The following is a 20,080-nucleotide window of genomic DNA, read 5'->3' as shown; positions in this document are numbered from 1 at the left end:
CTACTTATCTTTACCTCTGTTTAATTTTCAAGGATCATATCGTTTGTTAACGACTAGATTTATATCTTATCATTTTCATATCAACTAGTCAACTAGTAATTTATTACTACTTTGTAACTTATTACGTTGCTGACAGCTTCTATATAATATCATGCAAATCAAATCTTTGTCAACACTTTTTTAGTATTAATTTTAATTTGTTTGCTTGCCGCTCATCCAAGCGACGAATGTTATTCTATCACCTTTTAATAACACTTTATCGGTATAATAGGTTGGATTTATTTAGTTTATGTCGGAAATTCACTAATATTCTTTTAAATACTTATTATTTAGCATATGAACACGCCTGGACAAGTTTTTCTCCACTAAGATTAAAACTAAAATACTCATCAAAAGGGACATAGCCGCTGGGAAGGTATGACTTGAAGAAAAAAGCCCCAAACTATTAGTATGGAGCTTTTTACATTTTACTACCAATAGTATTAGATTCTTCTAACATTCCATTTTATAAAACCAACTACTCCTATACTTAAAATAAAAGATAGTATTAGGATATTATAAAGACTTAGATTAGTATTTATAAGTTGTCCATATATTAACTGACCAGGTGCAACACTAGCTGTTGCAATAGCAGTGGAAAAAGCACTTACCTTTCCAAGCATATCTTCTTTTACTTCTTGCTGAATATAGGTTAATGATATGGTGTTAGACAAAGCTAAAGACAACATTATTCCAAGCCCCCCTACTGAGTAAAGTCCTAAAATAACAGGTTTGCTTGGCATAGTTAAGTAAGTGGCTGCCCCCATAGTTATAATGGCTATTACCATAGGATACATTGTTTTATGTATCGCTTTCATTTTAAACAATTTAGGTTTAAAGGTTATAATCATTCCTCCTAGTATCATCCCTAAAACAAATATTGCTTCAACAAAACCATATACAGATGCAGACATATTCAATTTTAATTTAATGAAATAAGGAGATACAACAGTCAAAATTGGTACTACAAAAATATTAGTTAACCCATAAGAAAGGATAATTCCAAGTACAATTTTCTTTTTTTGTTTCAAGTATGTAAAACTTTTTTTCATTTCCTTAATGGATTGTGAAATAGGGTTTTTAAATTTTTCTTTTACTTCTAAATCCGGAATATCTAAAAACATCTCTAAAATAGCTGATAGCAAAAAGCTAGTAGCATTTATTATTACTATTACTTTTATTTCAACAAAGCTATATAATAATCCGGCAATTATAGGTCCAACTAAGTTAACTACAGCTCCAACTTGTTGAATGATTCCATTAGCAGATGCTAATTTTTCCTTTTCAACAATTTGTGGAATAGAGGCTGTAACAGAGGGGCTATATAAAGTATAAACTATAGATAGTATAAACATTATGATTCCTACTATTATGGTATTATCTCTTCCACTCATTAGTATTATTGAATACACAGCCATTAAGGCGCTACTAAAAAAATCAAGGTAAACCATTATCTTTTTTCTATTTACTGTGTCTGCTAGTAGTCCTGCTATTGGTGCAAACAGTATGTATGGAACAGTTGAAATTGCTAATATTGTTGAAAAGACAGCAGCATTTCCTGTTAAGTCTAAAATGTATAAAGACATACAAAATCTTTGAACTGCATTTCCAAACAAGGATATTACCTGTCCAATAATTACTATAACAAAGTTTTTATTTTGCATCTTAACACCTTATAAGTTCATAATCTATGCAAATAGGGTAATTTTTGTTTTCACTTAATTGTAATTTACCCTCAATCCCATAAATGTCTTTTAAATTTTCTTTAGTTATAGCCTCTTTAGGAATACCTTCACAAATAACTTTACCTTTTTTTAATCCGATAATATTGCTTGCAAATCTGCAGGCATTATTTAGTTCATGTAATACCATAACAATAGTAATACCTTTTTCCTTATTCAATTTCTCTAATACTTGCAATACTTCAAGCTGATAAGACATATCTAAATAGGTAGTTGGCTCATCCAGCATGATTATATCTGTTTCTTGAGCTAAGGTCATTGCAATCCAAGCTCTTTGTCTTTGTCCTCCAGATAAGTTATCTATTTCTCTATCTGCAAAATCCTTAAGTCCTGTTTCCTCTATTGCCCAATCTATAATTTCTTTATCATGAGACTTGAGCCCGCCTATCATCCTTTGATGTGGAAATCTTCCAAAGGCAACTAATTCTTTTACCGTGATTCCACTTGGACAGACTGGCCCTTGAGGTAAAAAAGCTACTTGGGTTGCTATATGCTTCTCTTTTTGCATTTTAATATTTTTTTCATTTATAAAGATATCTCCGCTTTTAGGCTTTATTACCCTTGCTATTGTTTTTAGCAAAGTTGATTTCCCGCATCCATTTGCCCCTATAATAATACTTATCTTACCTTTTGGAATGGAAAGATTCATATTATCTATTATAAGATTATCTTCATAGGCTACTGATAAATTCTTTACACTAATAGCTTCCATCTATTTCTCCTTCATCATTAAATAAATAAAATATGGTACTCCAAATATTGAAATTGTAATTCCAACTGGTATTTCAATTGGAGAAAATAAATTTCTTGAAACTGCATCTGCAACTAAAATTATTACTATACTTACAAGCGCAGATATTGGTAAGAAATTTCTATGATAAGGCCCAACTAGCTTTCTTGCTATGTGAGGAGATATTAAACCAATAAATCCCACATTTCCTGCAAAGGCTGTAGCGCCGCCAGCAAGTATAACTGCATAGGATAAAAACTTCTTTCTTTCCTTATTTAAATTTAAACCAAGAGCAACTGAATGTTCATCGGATAAACTAAGAACATCTAATTTTTTATAATTCAACAATACTATCACAAACATTAGGGTAACTAATGGAATTATTATTTTTGCATAGCTCCATCCTGATCCCCAAAGGCTTCCCGAGGTCCAAATTAATACTCTATTATAATCACCAACTCCGCTCCTAAATGTAAAGAAAGTAATAAAGGCATTTAACCCTGCGTTTATTCCAAGTCCTATAAGGAGCAATCGTTTTGGTTTAATCCCATTTCTACCTGATAGGTAATAAGTTATAAAGGCTGAAATCCCTGCTCCTATAATAGCGATAACAGGCAATACATAAACAGATAGAGGTCCAAGTACACTATAGTAATTTACAGTTTTTAATGAAATAAATATGACTGCTGCTACTGCTGCTCCAGCATTGATGCCAATTATACCTGGATCTGCAAGTTCATTTTTTGTTATAGTCTGCAGTAGTGCTCCTGCTGTAGACAGGGCTATACCAACAGAAATTCCAACTAGCATCCTGGGAAATCTAAGATTTAAAATTGCTGCATTTTGAAGTTTAGTTCCCTGTCCTAGTAGAGTTTTTATACTATCTAAAGGAGCTATTTTATAAGTTCCCCAGCATAGATACATAATAGAAGACAGTAATAATAAAACAAATAATACTAGGGCTGTTATTCTAAGTCTTCTTTTCATGTTAACCTCTCTCCTTCCTTGCCATAGCTATAAAGAATGGAACTCCTATTAAGGCCGTAAATATTCCAATTGGGGTTTCATAAGGATTATAAACCATTCTTGCAGCTATATCGGAATAGACTAAAAGTATAGAGCCTAATAAAAAAGAAAAAGGTATATTTTTTCTATAATCTTCTCCAAATATCTTTCTCACTATTTGTGGAACTATAAGTCCAACAAAAGCTATATTCTTTCCAACAGCTACTGCAGCTGCACACATTGGTATCATAACAAGAAAAGTTATTAATCTTATTCTTTCTGGATTTTCTCCAAGGCTAATTGCCACGTCATCCCCTAAGTTTAGAATATTTATTTTCTTGGATAGGAAGATGGCTATTATTAAACCTAGAATTCCAAATACTGCAACTAGGTAAAAGTCTGCCCAAGTTGCATTTCTAAAACCTCCAGAAACCCAAAAGGCAATAAATTGAGATCTATTTGATAAAAGTCCTACTATAGTCGTTAAAGAAATAAAGAAAGTGCTCATGGCAGTACCTGCCAAAAGTATTTTTGTAATAGATCTATTATTTGATTTTCTAGAGGTAAATCCTAATACAATAGCTCCACTAAATACTGCTCCAATTAACGAGGCTATCATAACATTTGTAGTATTTATGGTAATTTGTGCAGCATAGAATATTGCCACAACTAAGGTAGCTCCTTGGCTTACTCCAAGAAGGGAAGGTTCTGCTATTGGATTTCTTGTAACTCCCTGAATCATAGCTCCCGTTACTCCCAAAATCCCACCTGTAAATAACACGCTTAGGGCTCTAGGAATACGCACGTCTCTAATGAGCATAAGTTCCAAGGTTTCACTATAATTAAAAATACTATTCCATATTTCTGTTATCCCAATATGGGTGACTCCTAGACTTATAGCTAGGAATACACCGATCATTAGAATAAAAACACCGCAAACTATAAAAGTCATTGCATTTTTACTGCTTTGTTTCATTTAACATCTCCATTACTTCATCTAAAAGTACTTGTCTACCTATTGAACTATATCCCTGTACAAAGTAAGGTGAAGAAGCTAGTTTAATAACTTTACCTTCTTTTACTTCAGGCAAACTGTTCCATATTGCATTTTTCTCAAGGGATTTTAAATCCTCATCTGTTCCAATAATAAATATATAATCTGATTTTATTGAAGCTAATCCCTCATAAGTTACCACTGGTAAACTTATATCCTTTTGTGCCGGCATACCCTCTGGTTTACCTAAGCCCATATCCTGATATAAAACACTACCAAAACCAGCTCCGTCAAATACGTAGAATTGACCGCCACTAGCTAGGAAAGATAAATAGGTTGTGTCTTTACCATAGGTTTTTTTAATTTTATCTCCAAGTTCCTTTGATTTTTTATCATAATTAGTTAACCAAGTATTTGCAGCTTCTCCTTTATTAAAGACTTTTGCTAAGGCCTTAACGTCTTCCTTCCAGCTTAAAGCTTCTAGTTTAACCATTACTGTTGGAGCAATCTCACTTAATTGATCATACATTTTTTCTTGCACTGTTGATATTACTATTAAGTCTGGATTTAAATTCATTATTGCTTCAACATCCATAGTATCCTGCATGCTATATCCTATTATCTTGGCACCTTTTAATGTATTCTCTAAATACTTAGGAAGCTTTGTATAATCATAAGCATCACTATTAGCAGTTCCTACTACCTTATATCCTAAAATTGATAAAATATCACTATTACCACTTAAATCAACTATTCTTTCAGGTTTTTCTGGAATCTCAACTTGTCCTTTAACATCTGTTACTGTAACAGTCTTCTTTTCTTCTTTTACAGCAGAAGGTTGTGAACAACCAACAAAAAGTGTTAAAGCCATACAAGCAAGCAAAACTGTTTTTAATACTGAATTTTTTTTCATTTTATATCTTCCTTTCGACAATGAAATTCTTCTTTTTCTAACAAAGCTAATTGTACATGATTTTCATTCTCAATACAATAACTGCATCTAACTTAATTATTTTTACATCTTATTTAACTATTTTTCCTTGAAAAATTAGGAATTATTAAATATAATTTTGTTATTAAAGGAGGAATTTTATGATAGTAAGATCTAGTGAAGAGTTTAAATCTGTAGTTTTGGAAAAATTATCCTTTGATAAAATTGAAACTAAGAACTATACCTTATATACAAATAAAAATAGGCCTGAACTTGGCCATTTAATTAGTTATTCAAGAGATAGTTATTATAATTTAGGTATTGCAGACTATACAATATCTGAGGATTTTAATCTATCTTTTGATAATCCTGAGCTGTTAATGCGTTTTGGAGTTGTTTATACAGGAGCTACAGAATTTAAGATTGAAAACAATCCAGTGTCCTCTTTTACTCCTTCATCCTTCTTTGTTATTGAAAAAAATCTAAGAGGTAAACAAAGCTGGAAAAAGGGTCAGCACTTTCATGGAACGGAAATAACTATATATGAGAGTTATTTTAATGAAATAATAAAACCTAACTTTCCAAATATAATGGGCTTCGATTCTTTTATTAAAAATTATACTTATACTTATCTGCCCTTGGAGATTGTAGAAATAATTCATCAGTTACAAAGTTTAACTAACGAAAATTCCCTAAATAGTATTTATCTAGAAAGCAAAATTTTGGAGTGTATAGCTATTTTAATAAATGAGGTTACTAAGTCTCCTGAAAATGCTTTTACTAATCAGATTAACTACGGAAACATCAATATTGGTGCTGATAGGGTGATTAAACTAACTTCCTCCGATATCCGTGCTATTCAAAAAGCCCATGATATCTTAGAGAAAAATTACAGTAAACCTCCTAGCATTGGAGCTTTAAGCAAGATGGTGTTTTTAAATGAACAAAAGTTAAAGGCAGGATTTTCAAAGCATTATCATATGTCCATTGGTGAATATTCAAGTAATATTAAAATGACTGTTGCTGCAAATCTTTTATCTACAACAGATTTAAGTATTGAAGATATAGCTCATAAAGTAGGTTATAGTTATTCTGCAAATTTTTCTAAAATGTTTAAGAAGATTTATGGACAAACTCCATTGAAATTTAGAAAAACAAAGTAAACAAAAGGCCTGCCAGCATAGTATTTGCTGGCGGCCCTTACTCTTTCCTTTTAATAGTTTTTTGCTTCTTCTCTTGTCATCCAAAAATGAATACCCCTAGTAGAGTCCATCCATCGATCCTCATTAAAATCTTTTACTTCTACCCACTGACCTACGCGGTAAACAAAATTCTCATCTACCAAAGACCAAGCTTCCATGTAACTTTCTTTATAGTCGAAACTTTTTATTGTGAGCACCTTTGCTCTGTTGCAGCGACAAGAAGGTAACGTAGCAGAAGTCCGCTTTGCATCTGCTGGTATTAGAAGTTGTACCAAGCGGTCATTAAGACATTTCTTATATCCAAGAAAGGCTCCCTTCTCTGGACAACGTAAATGAAACCATTTTGTATTCTCATCAGAAATAATGCCATCCAATTTAGCATACTCTAACACTGCACCATGTAAGTTTGCGCCTTGAATGTTACAGCCTGCCATATCTGCATATCGAAGAACTGCACATTCTAAATTTGCATGTCGAAAATTCGTCTTACGTAAGGTACATTCATCAAACAACGCATTATAAACACTACTATACTCTAGATTTGCCTCATCAAACCTAACTCGATGGAATGCACTCAGAGAGAAATCAATATTAGATAAATCCCAGCTTGTAAAATCCATATCAGAAAGTTCTATCTCTTCTAAAACAAGCCTTTCCTTTGGTTTTCTGGTCTTTAATATCTCTTTAAATTCCTCCTGTGATAACTTACGCATGACACTTTCCCCCTTTTACAGATCCATCACATATACTTTAACAACCTGCATTAATTCTACTCTAAGTATATACCTTAAATATGCATATAATCAATTCATACTTCTCTACCATAATTTTTCTGTTAATGATGGTCTTTTTAAGGGTTTAAACAAAAACTTTAAATCTATTTAGTCAGTCAAAACTCCAGACTTAACCAATACTTCTCTTGACTGGTCAAGCTTTAACTCATTTACCTTTATAATAGGGCCTGTACATCCCATGCCGCTCTCTGCATAAATCCCTGCTTTCCACAAGGTTTTCTCTGCAGCTTCAATATCCATTACATCTATACCTGTTATAACAGCAGTAGCTACTTCCTGAGGCGGTGCCTTAATGTCTTCTTCATCACTTTCATGTTTCACTTCCTTGGTTAAGCTGCTTAACACCTGGTTAAATTGAGCTTCTTTAACCTTCCCAAATTCAGTGTTAGCTATTTTTGAAAGTCCTCCCCTTACTAATTCCGCTGCATATTCTAGTGCATTGGCAATTACAGGTGCTCCAGATGCTCTGGACACAATTAGAATAGTTCTGTTATAACCATCACCAATTCCTGGTCCATACCCATATCCGAAGCCTTCATAGCTTCCTCCAGTAGTGTATGAAGAAAACATCTTCATTAATAGGTTTCCTGTTAGTGTATCTGCTACCATAACATCTGATGTGGCTGTAAGCAAATCATTTCCTCTCATTACAGCACCACCATCTGCACGCATGGATTCTGCAAAATTTATTTTATATCCATTGCTATTTAACTGCTTAAGTGCTTTTTCTACCTGTCTTGCTCCATCCAAATTTAAGATTCCAACAGTAGGATTTTCAATACCCATGGCCTTTGCAGTTATAATACCATATAATGCATTTTTAACCATTGCCTCTGTTCTATGCATTGAAGAAGTGCCTGTAGTAGTAGCTAAGAACATTTGCTTACCTATTCCTGGAGTTACTACCCTTCCAACTGTTGAAACTCCTATTGGAAAGTCATAGTGCATAGTAACTGCTGCCTGTATGTACTTTTCATCAATAGCATTTTCCATCTTTCTATACATTTCTTCTTCAGTGTTTGCTTCGATAATTTCTAGCTTCGTGTCAACCTTTGGACCTATTAATACTATATCAAAATCCTTTGCTTTTTTTGCTGCATATTCTGCTCCACTTACAACATTATTAACCCCATGTTCACTGCCTAGAACTGTTACCCCAATTTTTATTTTAGTGGCAAAACTGCCAGTCTCTATTGCATCCGCAATTTTCATAAAGGTCTTACCTATAAGCTGCTTCACATCTCTGCTTTCTTCCATTATCATCACCTCTATTCTTCCATTAGTTGTGACGCTAAATTTCTCATTGCTTTTGCTATTACCTGTTCTATTTTTTCCTCAGAAAAGACTTCTTCTGATTTTTTTGTTTCTCCTGTGTTTCTTTCCATAATAATTGAAACGCCATCAAATAAATTTGTCATACGTCCTAAGAATAAACTTCCTTTTCCTACTATCATAACTTTATTCAGATTTCCCTCTGTTAAAGCCTCCTTTGCAAATCCCACATAAGGTACTCCAGAAGGAATATGACCTTGAGTTGGAGCCCATCCTGGCATACCATGTTCGGTAACAAAATTCTTTAAATCTTTTCTATCCAATTGCTTCTTTTTAACTGCTAATGCAGCAATCATCTTATAATTTGCTTCTGGCACATCACCAGCACCAGCTGGCTTTGTAATATCTGGATTTTGCATTTCAACAGAGAACTTGTCTATATCAGTCATTTTCATATTAATTTTCTCTAAAGGAGCACACATAAGGGAGTTTACTACAGCTTCTGGTGATGAGCCAGTTCCCACAGTATGTCTCCCAACTATATCTGTTCTTAATATAGGATTTACTCCATCATTTGGGCCTACTAATATTGCAAAACCGCCTAAACAATCTTCTAAAATAGGCATATTATTTTTCACATGATCTTTACCATTCATGCCTAATTTTGCAGTTGCTCCTCCACCTACTATAGCTACATTTTTATATACTCCGGACTGAACTAAGGAAGCTGCTGTTATTAAAGCATGAGTTGGTCCAGCACAAAAGCCTCTCATGTCAGCACCAGTTGAATTAACACAACCTGCTGCTTCTGCTATTGACTTTGCAAAGTTTCCTCCACCTCTTTGGTTCATATCTCCACAGGCTTCTTCTGAACACTCTATAACATATTCAATTTCTTCCACATTAACGTTGTTCTTCTCAATTAGATTCATTAAAGCTAATGCTCCTGAAGCTTTTACCGCTAGATTTTCAAGCATAGTGTGAGAACCTAAGTTAGCATCCACTTCATGGGCTTTTTTTACACAACCTACTAACTTACCATTATTATATAAACCTTCTGCACCATTTTCTTTAACAAGGATTTCTATTTCTGACAAGTCAACTCCCTCTTTAGTTTTAGAAAGCTGTAAACTATTAACTAGTGGGTGATTGCTTAACTTTTCTTTAATAGTTTCTACAAAAGATTTTTCAAGATATACTAAATCAAATACATCACATATTTGAAGTAAAGCTATAAACTCATCCTGAGGCATAATCTCTCCGAATCTTCCAAAACGGCAAGAACCTTCAGCTTTTTTATCCCACCAAGGCAAAGAAAATTTGTTCAAGTCTTCTGGCTTGATATTTCCTATATAGGTCTGATTAGGCAAATAGTTTACAGCCTCTTGGAAACTTCTGAGATGATTAGGTAATTCTTTAAGATATTCTGAATCTGAATTGACTATTCTTTCTGTTGTTTGAGTAGTCCCATTATGAAACACCATATCCGGTGTATGTACCAAGACATACCCTGCCCCTCTTACTACTGAATAATTCATTTTAACACCTCCGAGATTTTAATATTACTTGAAACTCTAACAATATTTAGTATAGACATCCAAACTAGAAAGGTGACTTATCCGGGGAGTTATCCGTAGGATAAGTCACCTTTCGGTGTTATAGTTCCATACTAAAGAAACTTACAGAATTCATTTCTCATTGTAGACATTTCTCCTATAATTCCATCTACATCAAGAACCATTTCCATCATTCCAATTTGTTCATCATATACTTCTGGATTAACAAGTTCTTTAAGTTCTGGCTCTACTACATGATAAGCTCTTAGTCCTAACTGGACTCCTGCCAATGGACCTGCAAAAGTAGGGTCTCCATTTGTAACTGTTTCAGCAGCTAAGCCTGCTGCTTCAGCTTCTGCGGCACCTAATATTACTAGCATATTTTCAGCACCATATTTTTCTGTTAATGTTTTAACCCTATTTTGATTTTCCAAATCCATTGCACCTGCTGCTGTTCAGACAAAGCATTCTGTTGAAGAAAATACAACTTCTGCTCCTGTACCGTCTAAACATTGAGCTATTGCTGGAGCAGGTATACCATCTCTGTCTCCAATGATAATAACTTTTTTACCTTCTAATAAACTCATTGTTTTTCCTCCTTATTTTAAATTATTATTTATTAAAGATGCTTTGATATCATTGCATCAATACTTTCTTTTGTAGCATCTTCTTTTACTACTTCCCCAATTTTTTTTCCGTTTTTATATAAAGAGATTGTTGGAAGTCCAAGTACTCTTTGGGATATTGCTAATCTTCTAGCCTTTGTAGTATTTAGTTTGCAAAACTTAACTTTACCTTCATACTTTTCAGCTAATGCTTCTACATCTGGCATTAAAGCTTGACATGGTACACAGCCATCCCCAAAATAGTCTACAAGAACATAGCCCTCTGCTTCTAATACTTCAGGCTTAAAGCTATCCTTATCTACAATTAACATATTACCTGCCACCTTTCTTTTATTGAATTAGGTTATATTATTAAAAATTGTTTTCTATATATTTTTCTGCTTGTACAGCAGCAATAGCCCCATCTGCTGTTGCTGTAACAACCTGTCTTAAAGGCTTTTCTCTTATGTCCCCAGCTGCAAACACGCCTTCTATGTTGGTTTCCATTTTGTCATTGGTAATTATATATCCGCTTTCATTCATCTGGATTTTTTCCTTAAATAAATTATTTATTGGTAGATATCCAGTAAAAACAAATATACCGAAAGTACCATCCTCTTCACCAGCAAAGTATTCGTGAGTTTCACCAGTTTTGGTATTTTTAAATACTGCTGATTCTAATATTCCATTACCCTTTATTTCGCTGACAACAGTATCCCACATAAAATGAATCTTTTCATTTTTGAAGGCCTTTTCCTGTATAGACTTTGCAGCCCTTAGCTCATCTCTTCTATGAACTACTGTAACTTTTCTAGCAAACTTTGTTAGATAAAGAGCCTCTTCAATAGCAGAGTCTCCCCCACCAACTACAAAAACCTCTAAATCCTGAAAGAAATCTGCATCACAGGTTGCACAGTAAGATACTCCTTTACCAATTAATTCATTTTCTCCAGGACATCCAATATGTCTAGGTGCTGCCCCTGTGGCAATAATTACGGTTTTAGCCTGATATTCCTCATTTTCACCTTTCAACACCTTGATCTTTTCACTAAAATCTACTGCTTTTATAGTGTCCTTTTTTCTTTCAGCGCCGAAGTGCTCAACCTGTTCTTCCATTCTAGCTATTAAGCTCGGGCCTGTAGCATCTTTTACTGATCCAGGATAATTGGCTACCTCATCTGTAATTACGATTTGTCCTCCTACCTTACCTCTTTCAATTATTAAGGTTTTCAGTCTAGCTCTTGCTGCATACAAGCCAGCGGAAAGTCCTGCCGGTCCAGATCCTAAGATAATAACGTCATATATATTATTCATACCACACCTTCTTTTTTAATATTTTAATAATATTTACTTACTACTGAGATAAATCTACTTTTAGTTCACCATTTTCAGATACTACTATTTCTTCTTTAACTTGCTCTTCCCGAAGAGCCTTGTATATGCTGTAGCACATAACGAGCATGATCAACATGAATGGAAAGGCAGCAGCAATAGAAGCGGTCTGGAGTGTCTTTATGGCAGCAGTACCCCCTACTAGAATAAGCATTATAGTGACAGCCCCCTGGGCAATTCCCCAAAACCCGCATAGTTTTTTACTTGGGTTAAGATCTCCTCCCGATGTCAGCATGCTCAGTACATAGGTCGCTGAATTAGCAGCTCCTGCAAAAGACGCGATGATCAGGATAATCGCTAGCGGCGCAGTGATGAAATAAAGTGGTAGGTGCTGCAACGTTGCAAATAAAGCGGTGGAAACATCGGTTTTAACAGCTGCCTGAATGGCACCCTGTGACAATGCATCTAGATTAAAGGCAGCTCCCCCATAGATCGCAATCCATATGAGGCAGAAACCAGAAGGAAGGAACACTGATGCAAGTATGAATTCGCGAATAGTACGTCCTCTGGAAACACGTGCTATGAACTGACCTACAAATGCTGCCCAGGCAATATACCAAGCTCTGTAGAATATCGGCCAGGCTTTAGTCCATTCAACATTGCCCATCCATAGACTCTGTCCGATAAAGTTTTGAATGTAATCACCAAGGGTGTGAGTAAAATTATTTAGTATAAATACCATTCCACCAAAGAGGAAAATAAATATCATAAATCCAATTGAAAGCCATACCTTCACGTCAGCAACAGCCTGCATCGCCTTATGCAGTCCGGATACGGTGGCTAGAGTAAATATCGCTGTCATCATTGCGATAATAATAGCAGTAATACCAGGTGTCGCTTTAATTCCCCAGATATATTGTATCCCTGTAGCAATCTGACCAGCCCCCAGTCCCAAGCTGGTTGCTACACCAAACATCGTCGCAAATACTGCTATTACATCGATGGTTTTGCCGATAGGTCCCCGAATACGGTCACCAAGGATTGGGTAAAAAGCCGAACTGATTAGGCAGGGAAGACCTTTTCGATACTGGAAATATGCCAGAGCTAAACCGCAAACGGCATAAATAATCCAGACATGAATACCGAAGTCATTAAATACAATCCGCATGGCATCATGCATAGCTTGCTCAGTCCCTGGTTGTCCCACAGGTGGTGACATATAGTGAACCATCGGTTCAGCAATTGACCAAAAAACCATTCCGATGCCCATTCCACCTCCAAATAGCATAGTAAACCACTGGAAATTTGTAAATTCCGGTTTTTCATCATCCAACCCTAGCTTGATATTACCAAAGCGGCTGAGAGCAATAGTGAATATAACCACTGTAAAGACAGCTACTGATATAAGATATAGCCAACCAAAATTAGTAGTTAAAAATGCTAACACACCATTAGCTGCTTTGGCCATTTGAGATGGCAGAATTATACTAAATGCTACAAATATCAGAGCTATACCTGCAGAAACATACAGAACCGACCGGTCTTTTGATTTCTGTTCATTTGACATATTTAATTTTCCCCCCTTCGTAAAACCAATCTAAAATAGGCCTCATCCATGTTGACAAGACCTATTTAGTTATATGAAACTCCTTCTCCTTTCGTCGAATGAGTAAGCGATTCGCACAAAATCATAGATTTTGGCTCTCTGCTTATATGAAACTCCTTCTCCTTTCGTCGAATGAGTAAGCGATTTAGATTTTTACTTTAAAAACAGTTTGCTCTTCAATATCAGTTGCTAGAGCATCTAAAGCTACACCCACCCTATGATATCTTAACTTCCACTGTGCCTCTTTAGAATCTGCAGGGTTTCCTAGTGGATATGGTATGGAAATAGTCGGTACTATTCTATTTGAACCTACTGTTGTTGCTACGGGAATAAGATTACACATTTGAACAACTGGGAATCCAGCTCTTTCAATTTCTTTTACCATTGTTGCACCGCAACGTGTACAAGTTCCTCAGGTGGAAGTTAGTACAACTGCATCTACATTGGCTGCTTTTAAATCTTCAACAATTTCTCTCGCCATTCTTGCAGCTTCACCTTGGGTAGTTCCAGTTCCAACAGTGGAATAGAAATACTCATGAAGCTTACCCATTTTGCCTTCTTTTTCATAGGCTCTAAAAGCATCTAATGGAACTATTACATTTGGATCTGCATCAGCAGCTGCAGGGTCAAATCCAGCATGTATTGTTTTATATACTCCACCCTCTAATCTATCTAATTGTGATACATTATATTTACCCCATCTTGTTGCTGAAGCAGATTGTATTCTATCAGGGTTGTCCACAGGAACTATACCTCCTGTTGTTACACAAGCTATAGTCACTTTACTTAAATCCTTGATAGCTGGTGCTATTGGCACTCTATCCATCTTAGGAATAGGCAGTTCAGTTTGGAACTCTTCACCTTTTAATTTCTTTAACATCATTTCTACTACTCTATCAGCAGCTGGTTTTCCTGATTCAAGCCAAACCTGATGTCTCTTACCTCTTCCGTAATAGCCTTCCTCTTCTGCAGAAAGAAGCTTTTCTCCACTTAATACTTTATTTCCAAAGTCAGCCATTGCCTTTATGTCTTTTCTCATTCTTCCAGCATTGTTTCCGCCTTTGAATATATACACATCCTTCTTAAACATTTCAACACCAGGGTTTTCAATGTGCATAGAAGATATAACTGGTACATTGAATTTTTCTTTTACAGCTTTGCATATAACTCCACAAGCATTTCCATATCTTCCAGCCTGGAATGCAGGACCTGCAAAGAATATGTCAAATTCCTTACCTTCTAAGAATCCTAATATTGTCTCTACTGCTTCCTTTTCATTAGATCCCATGAAGTTATCTCCACATATTATTGTGTGGGTAACTTCTGCATCTTTTATTTGTTTGTTTAATTCTAAAGCTGGCCCAACTAAACCCTCTCTTATTTCTGGAGAAAAATCTGCTTTATCTTCTCCACCTATCTGTCCAAAGAATTGATTTATATATAAAATTGCTTTTTTCATCTAAACTGCACCTCCTTAAAACTCTCTCATTGTTTTTGGTGACCATCCGCAAGCCTGATCTCCGCAGAACATTGCGTTGTTTTCCATAATAATTGAACCGTCTTCTCTAACAGAAGGTCCTAAAATTTCATCGTTTGCCCAACCTCCAGATAAACCATCTCTAGCTAAAGATTGTAGTTCACCTATAACAGTTTCCATAGGAGGAAGCTCTATTAACTCTGAAACGTTTCCAGTAGATACAATAGCATCTGCTTTTATATCTAAGGATACTAATGGCTGAGATTCTCCATCTCTTCCAGTACATTCGTTAGTAATACCACAGGTTTTAACTCCAGCCTCTTCTAATGCAACTATGCAAGCTATAAAGTCTGCATCAGGATTTCCATAACCTTCTTCTGCAACAATTGCCCCATCTGCTCCTAAGGATTTTGCCATTTGAGCAACAAATAAAGCTGCACGTTTCTTTTGTTCTAATGCTACATTAAGATTAGACATTATAACTCCTAAAAAGTTAAGTGTCTTTCCGTGTTCAGCATAAAGTCTCTTAATGGTTGGATTATTCTGAAAATCATAGGTTGACCACTTTGATGAACAAGGCATAAAACTTCCTGAAATCAAAGCTCCATCTAAAACTTCATTAGGATGCATAAAAGTAGGTACCATATGATTTGCGTCCCATCCATATACTAAATCGTTGTATCCCATTTCCTCCATCTGTGATTGAGGCTGCATTACAAATACAACAGATGGCAATTCTTGAACCTCTTTTGCTCTCTTTGTAACTGGTTCTAATTCAAAAGTCTCTATATCTTCTGGCTCTAAATCCTTAACACAGTTTCCTATAAATTCTGCTAATTTATGTCCTGCCCACCTTAAGGCCTTATTTTTCTTCTGCTGTTCATGTTTTTCAAAATCCTCGTCTGTGTCTCCTACAAGTACAATATTCTTTAATTGAGAATAATAAGTATATTTTGCCCCTTCTCCACTCATATCTATTAAACCATCCTGGAATCCTCCCCAGTGCTTTCCAACCACTAAGACGCTGCAGCCTTTAAGTGCATGAGTTCGTCCATCACCTACGGCCACCACATCTCCTGTAACACCTGGAAATAAGGTATTGCCATTTACTTTTACCCTTGGCTCAATTGCCTCTTTTACAGGAACTAATCGAACCTTATCTCCTGGCTTTACAATTAATAAGTCTGCCTCTGTAATATGTTCATCTTCTAAAACAAAATCTAGTGCCTCTTGCTTGTTTACTGTTAAGATTCCATTTTTGTAAGAGGTCTTCTCTCCAAAAACAATATCTTTTACATGAAAATTTCCAATTTCTAATTTCACTTATATCCCACCCCTTCTACATAAATATAAATGTTTTCAATTTTACTATGACATGTAACTAATACAATAATTTAACAGTACTGCTTTGATTAAATATTATCATAATTGCGACTATTTTGTAAACACAATTATATTATAATCATGATTATATTTTTATAACAATAACAAATAGCTATTATTAAAAAATGTAATAATAGCCTCAAGTCATTTATTTTGTAGGTTAAGAGCGTATAATCTAAACTTTTATTATAGAAATTATTAATACTATTTATTATTTTTCGTAATAGGAAAGCTTTACTTTCAAAAAATGCGAATCTAGGATATAATTATTTGTGTTTACTAATATGGTAAAATATTTACAAGATGGTGATTTCAATGGAAATGGATAAAAAGGCTATTCAAAGAAAACGTATGATGAAATATTTTATAGATGCAGTTGAGAAAATAATACAAGAAGAAGGTATTGAGTTTGTTACTATTAGAAAAGTTTCTGATATAGCTGGCTTTAATAGTGCTACAATTTATAATTACTTTGGTAACTTAAATGAACTATTATTTTTTAGTTCAATAAAATACTTAGAGGACTATGCTCACGATCTTCCTAATTATACTAATAACTGTAGCAATTCTTTAGACACTTTTATGGGTATATGGAGATGTTTTTGTCTTCATTCATACAAAAATCCAAGAGCATACTATAATCTTTTTTTTGAAGAAGGGGTGAACCCTTCCAATAGTTCAATTAGGAACTACTTTCATATTTTTTCTGATGAACTAAGTAATCAGTCAGAAGAGCTACTTCCAATGTTACTAGGTGAAAGAATATATGATAGAAACTTAACGATTTTAAAGAAATGTGCCAAGGATGGTTTTATAAAAGAGGAAGATTTAGAAGAAATTAATGAAATGATTTTGCTGATTTACCACAGCATGCTTTATAGAGTACTAAAGCATCAATGCAGCTATACCGCTGAAGAAGCAACTGAGAAAACTTTAAGCTACATAGGTCATACAATAGACTCTTTTAGAGATACGAACTCTAAAGCTTAGTATTTTTTCATACCTTTGGGGACAGTTCACAATTATTCAACAGATCAGAATAATTGTGAACTGTCCCTTTAATTGCTGAAAAATTGTAGAGTGTCCCCTAAAAGATATAATGATTTGCTGCTCTTATGAATATATATCTTATAAACGTAATTATTAATTTATATAACTTATGAGGAGGAGTATTAATTGGATAAAAAAGATTACTTATTTAACCCACTTACAAATACAGAAACCCTCATGAATACATTAAACACTCTGCTTGAAAATTCCTATGAAGGTATTATAGTTATAGATAAGGATGGTATCATAACTACTGTCAATAGTTCCTTTGCTAGATTTTTGTTAACAAAGCCAGAAGAAATAACAGGGAAACGCATTTTAGAGGTGTCCCCTGACAGCAAATTAGTAAACATTTTAGAAACAGGGAAAATAGAAATTGGTGAACTTGCCTACCTAGGAAAAAACAAAATGATAGTTATGCGTATACCAATCTTTAAAGATGATGAAATAGTAGGTGCTATAGGAAAAATACTATTTAGAGACATAAAGGAATTAAAATCTCTTGTAAAAAAGATTGATATGATGGAAAATGAACTTAAATATTACAAAGGTAAGTGTAATGGAACTCAGGGGGCTAAGTATGATTTCACCAATATCATAGCTGTAAGTGATAAGCGAAGTGAAATGGTGAAACTGGCTAAAAAAGTATCTAGGACAGATTCTACAGTTTTAATTACAGGTGAGACTGGCACCGGCAAAGAATTAGTTGCTCATTCCATACATAACAATAGCCTCCGATGCTATGGTCCTTTTGTAAGAATTAACTGTGCTGCTATTCCAAAAGAACTACTAGAAGCAGAGCTCTTCGGCTATGAAAAAGGAGCCTTCACCGGTGCAAAATCTGAGGGAAAACCCGGCAAGTTCTCTGCGGCAAATGGTGGAACTATATTCTTAGATGAAATAGGAGATATGCCTCTCTCTATGCAAACTAAGCTTTTAAGAGTCCTTCAAGAAAAAGAAGTTCAGCCTGTTGGTGCAAATTACGTACTTGACTTAGATGTTAGGGTTATAGCCGCTACAAATAAGAACTTAAAGGAAATGGTGACGCAAAATAAATTTAGGGAGGATTTATATTACAGACTTAATATTATAGCTCTTACTGTCCCACCTTTAAGAGAAACCAAAAAGGACCTTATTCCTTTAACACAGAAAATAGTCAATGAGTTCAATGATAAGCTAAATTTAAATATCAAAGGGGTTTCTGAGGAGGTTATAGAAACTTTTAAAAGATATAACTGGCCTGGAAATATCCGTGAGCTTCATAATGTGCTGGAAATAGGGGTAAACTTCTGTGAAAAAGATGTAATTGAGCTTAAGGATTTACCTACCTCCTTTTTAGAAAATTTTAAAGAAAGCTGTGAAGATGTGGCAATTACTAGAGAAGATACGGAAGTGCTATGCTTAAAGGATGCAATAACTCTTGCGGAAATAGATGCCATAAAAAAGGCATTAGCCTCTACCAAGGGTAACAAGGTAAAGGCAGCTAAAATACTTGGAATTCATCGCTCAAGTCTCTACCAAAAGTTAACCCAATACCATCTTAGCTTTTGATATATTAAATTATATTTATTTAACCCTGTTGTGTTTTTTAATAAACTGTAGTATAATCAAGAAAAATTGAAGAACTATCAATGTTTTCTAGGGTTCCGCAGCTTTTTAGCTGGTCTGGTCCGAGAGAAAACACACAGGATATCTGTGACCACGGTGGGATAAAAGCCCAGGAGGATTATTTTTAATTCCTCTTGGGCTTTTTTTGTTTTATTAATTATAAGGAGGTTTTTCTATGAACTATATAATCGAAAATAAGTGGCTAATATTAATATGTTTAGAGGTTCTTGCTTGGTCTTCAACTTTTTTTATGCTATATGCAAGATATGGCCTTAATTCCTCAGCTCTTTTTAAGGTTGGTACCGTGCTGACTATTTTAACAGGGGTAATTCCACAGGTTACATTGGGAATAGTTAACTTTATATCTTCTAGAAAGATAGATTTGTTTACTGTTATAATAGTTGTTTTAATTATCTATGGATCTACTTTAGGTCGTAAAAAAATTAAACAATTAGATCTATGGGCTAAAAACAAATTCCAAAGCCAGTAGAAACAATCTCGTTATATTTATTTACTGACAGCTTAATATACTGTAGAAACTTTTGCACATGTCTTATTTTATAGACATGTGTTTTTTCTTTATAATAAACAAACCGTTAACAAAGTGTCTGATAATCTATACATCTTCTCTTTTTATTAAAAGTTAATTAAATTAAACTTTTCCGCAAATTTACCTCTTATTTTAAAAATATTTTTTATGATATCTGACTGTGAAACAGGGCTTTAATGACAACTTTCCTTAGTCCAATCTTAT

The 20,080-nt window shown here is 34.5% G+C and carries 18 protein-coding genes and 1 riboswitch; of the genes, 4 read left to right on the top strand and 14 right to left on the bottom strand.

The window, feature by feature from the left end:
• Positions 1–482: 482 nt before the first annotated feature.
• Genes N4T77_RS17470 through N4T77_RS17450 form a run of 5 tightly spaced genes read right to left on the bottom strand, consistent with a single transcriptional unit; the run spans position 483 to position 5,423 of the window.
• The gene (locus tag N4T77_RS17470) at positions 483–1,703 is read right to left on the bottom strand and encodes an MFS transporter (protein WP_261673135.1); all 1,221 of its coding nucleotides are present in this window, start codon (positions 1,701–1,703) and stop codon (positions 483–485) included.
• A gap of 1 nt (position 1,704) precedes the next feature.
• Positions 1,705–2,493, bottom strand: coding sequence for an ABC transporter ATP-binding protein (locus N4T77_RS17465; RefSeq protein WP_261673134.1), 789 nt, complete (start codon positions 2,491–2,493; stop codon positions 1,705–1,707).
• Positions 2,494–3,498 (bottom strand): iron ABC transporter permease, encoded by a 1,005-nt coding sequence (locus tag N4T77_RS17460; RefSeq protein WP_261673133.1) that lies wholly within the window; start codon positions 3,496–3,498, stop codon positions 2,494–2,496.
• 1 nt (position 3,499) lies between these two features.
• Positions 3,500–4,492, bottom strand: coding sequence for an iron ABC transporter permease (locus N4T77_RS17455; RefSeq protein WP_261673132.1), 993 nt, complete (start codon positions 4,490–4,492; stop codon positions 3,500–3,502).
• Positions 4,476–5,423: an ABC transporter substrate-binding protein gene (locus N4T77_RS17450; protein ID WP_261673131.1), complete on the bottom strand. Its 948-nt coding sequence runs from the start codon at positions 5,421–5,423 to the stop codon at positions 4,476–4,478. Before N4T77_RS17450 ends, N4T77_RS17455 begins: the two co-directional genes overlap by 17 nt.
• A gap of 179 nt (positions 5,424–5,602) precedes the next feature.
• On the opposite strand from N4T77_RS17450, the gene N4T77_RS17445 reads away from it, so the two are divergent.
• Positions 5,603–6,604, top strand: a complete 1,002-nt coding sequence (locus tag N4T77_RS17445; RefSeq protein WP_261673130.1) for an AraC family transcriptional regulator — start codon at positions 5,603–5,605, stop codon at positions 6,602–6,604.
• A 50-nt stretch (positions 6,605–6,654) separates the two neighbouring features.
• Here N4T77_RS17445 and N4T77_RS17440 read toward each other — a convergent pair whose 3' ends face one another.
• The 9 genes from N4T77_RS17440 to N4T77_RS17400 all read right to left on the bottom strand — a co-directional run bounded on the left by N4T77_RS17440 (position 6,655) and on the right by N4T77_RS17400 (position 16,608).
• Positions 6,655–7,356, bottom strand: coding sequence for a pentapeptide repeat-containing protein (locus tag N4T77_RS17440; RefSeq protein ID WP_261673129.1), 702 nt, complete (start codon positions 7,354–7,356; stop codon positions 6,655–6,657).
• 168 nt (positions 7,357–7,524) lie between these two features.
• On the bottom strand, positions 7,525–8,700 hold the full coding sequence (gene grdD / locus N4T77_RS17435) for a glycine/sarcosine/betaine reductase complex component C subunit alpha (protein ID WP_396125151.1): 1,176 nt from the start codon (positions 8,698–8,700) through the stop codon (positions 7,525–7,527).
• A gap of 5 nt (positions 8,701–8,705) precedes the next feature.
• The gene (gene grdC, locus N4T77_RS17430; RefSeq protein ID WP_261673127.1) at positions 8,706–10,247 is read right to left on the bottom strand and encodes a glycine/sarcosine/betaine reductase complex component C subunit beta; all 1,542 of its coding nucleotides are present in this window, start codon (positions 10,245–10,247) and stop codon (positions 8,706–8,708) included.
• A 131-nt stretch (positions 10,248–10,378) separates the two neighbouring features.
• Positions 10,379–10,852: a glycine/sarcosine/betaine reductase complex selenoprotein A gene (gene grdA, locus N4T77_RS17425; protein ID WP_261673126.1), complete on the bottom strand. Its 474-nt coding sequence runs from the start codon at positions 10,850–10,852 to the stop codon at positions 10,379–10,381.
• 32 nt (positions 10,853–10,884) lie between these two features.
• Entirely contained in the window at positions 10,885–11,202 is a 318-nt protein-coding gene (locus N4T77_RS17420; RefSeq protein WP_261673125.1) for a thioredoxin TrxA, read from the bottom strand.
• Positions 11,203–11,242: 40 nt separating this feature from the next.
• Positions 11,243–12,184, bottom strand: coding sequence for a thioredoxin-disulfide reductase (gene trxB, locus N4T77_RS17415; protein WP_261673124.1), 942 nt, complete (start codon positions 12,182–12,184; stop codon positions 11,243–11,245).
• A 40-nt stretch (positions 12,185–12,224) separates the two neighbouring features.
• Positions 12,225–13,769, bottom strand: a complete 1,545-nt coding sequence (locus tag N4T77_RS17410) for a BCCT family transporter (RefSeq protein WP_261673123.1) — start codon at positions 13,767–13,769, stop codon at positions 12,225–12,227.
• Positions 13,770–13,953: 184 nt separating this feature from the next.
• The gene (gene grdH, locus N4T77_RS17405) at positions 13,954–15,267 is read right to left on the bottom strand and encodes a betaine reductase selenoprotein B (protein ID WP_261673122.1); all 1,314 of its coding nucleotides are present in this window, start codon (positions 15,265–15,267) and stop codon (positions 13,954–13,956) included.
• 15 nt (positions 15,268–15,282) lie between these two features.
• Complete coding sequence (locus N4T77_RS17400; protein WP_261673121.1) at positions 15,283–16,608, bottom strand: glycine/sarcosine/betaine reductase component B subunit; 1,326 nt, start codon at positions 16,606–16,608, stop codon at positions 15,283–15,285.
• A gap of 381 nt (positions 16,609–16,989) precedes the next feature.
• Between N4T77_RS17400 and N4T77_RS17395 the strand changes: the two genes are divergently transcribed.
• The 3 genes from N4T77_RS17395 (at position 16,990) to N4T77_RS17385 (ending at position 19,816) form a co-directional block, all read left to right on the top strand.
• A complete protein-coding gene (locus N4T77_RS17395; protein ID WP_261673120.1) occupies positions 16,990–17,658 on the top strand; it encodes a TetR/AcrR family transcriptional regulator in 669 nt (222 codons plus the stop codon).
• Positions 17,659–17,844: 186 nt separating this feature from the next.
• On the top strand, positions 17,845–19,269 hold the full coding sequence (locus N4T77_RS17390) for a sigma-54-dependent Fis family transcriptional regulator (RefSeq protein ID WP_261673119.1): 1,425 nt from the start codon (positions 17,845–17,847) through the stop codon (positions 19,267–19,269).
• A 76-nt stretch (positions 19,270–19,345) separates the two neighbouring features.
• Positions 19,346–19,444: riboswitch (guanidine-I (ykkC/yxkD leader) on the top strand.
• 57 nt (positions 19,445–19,501) lie between these two features.
• Positions 19,502–19,816 carry a hypothetical protein gene (locus N4T77_RS17385; RefSeq protein ID WP_261673118.1) on the top strand — a complete coding sequence of 105 codons (315 nt, stop codon included), beginning with the start codon at positions 19,502–19,504 and terminating at the stop codon, positions 19,814–19,816.
• Positions 19,817–20,080 lie beyond the last annotated feature (264 nt).

The organism is Clostridium sp. CX1 (assembly GCF_025398335.1).
GTDB lineage: Bacteria > Bacillota > Clostridia > Clostridiales > Clostridiaceae > Clostridium_AM > Clostridium_AM tanneri.
This window is presented reverse-complemented; position numbering and strand designations above follow the sequence as displayed.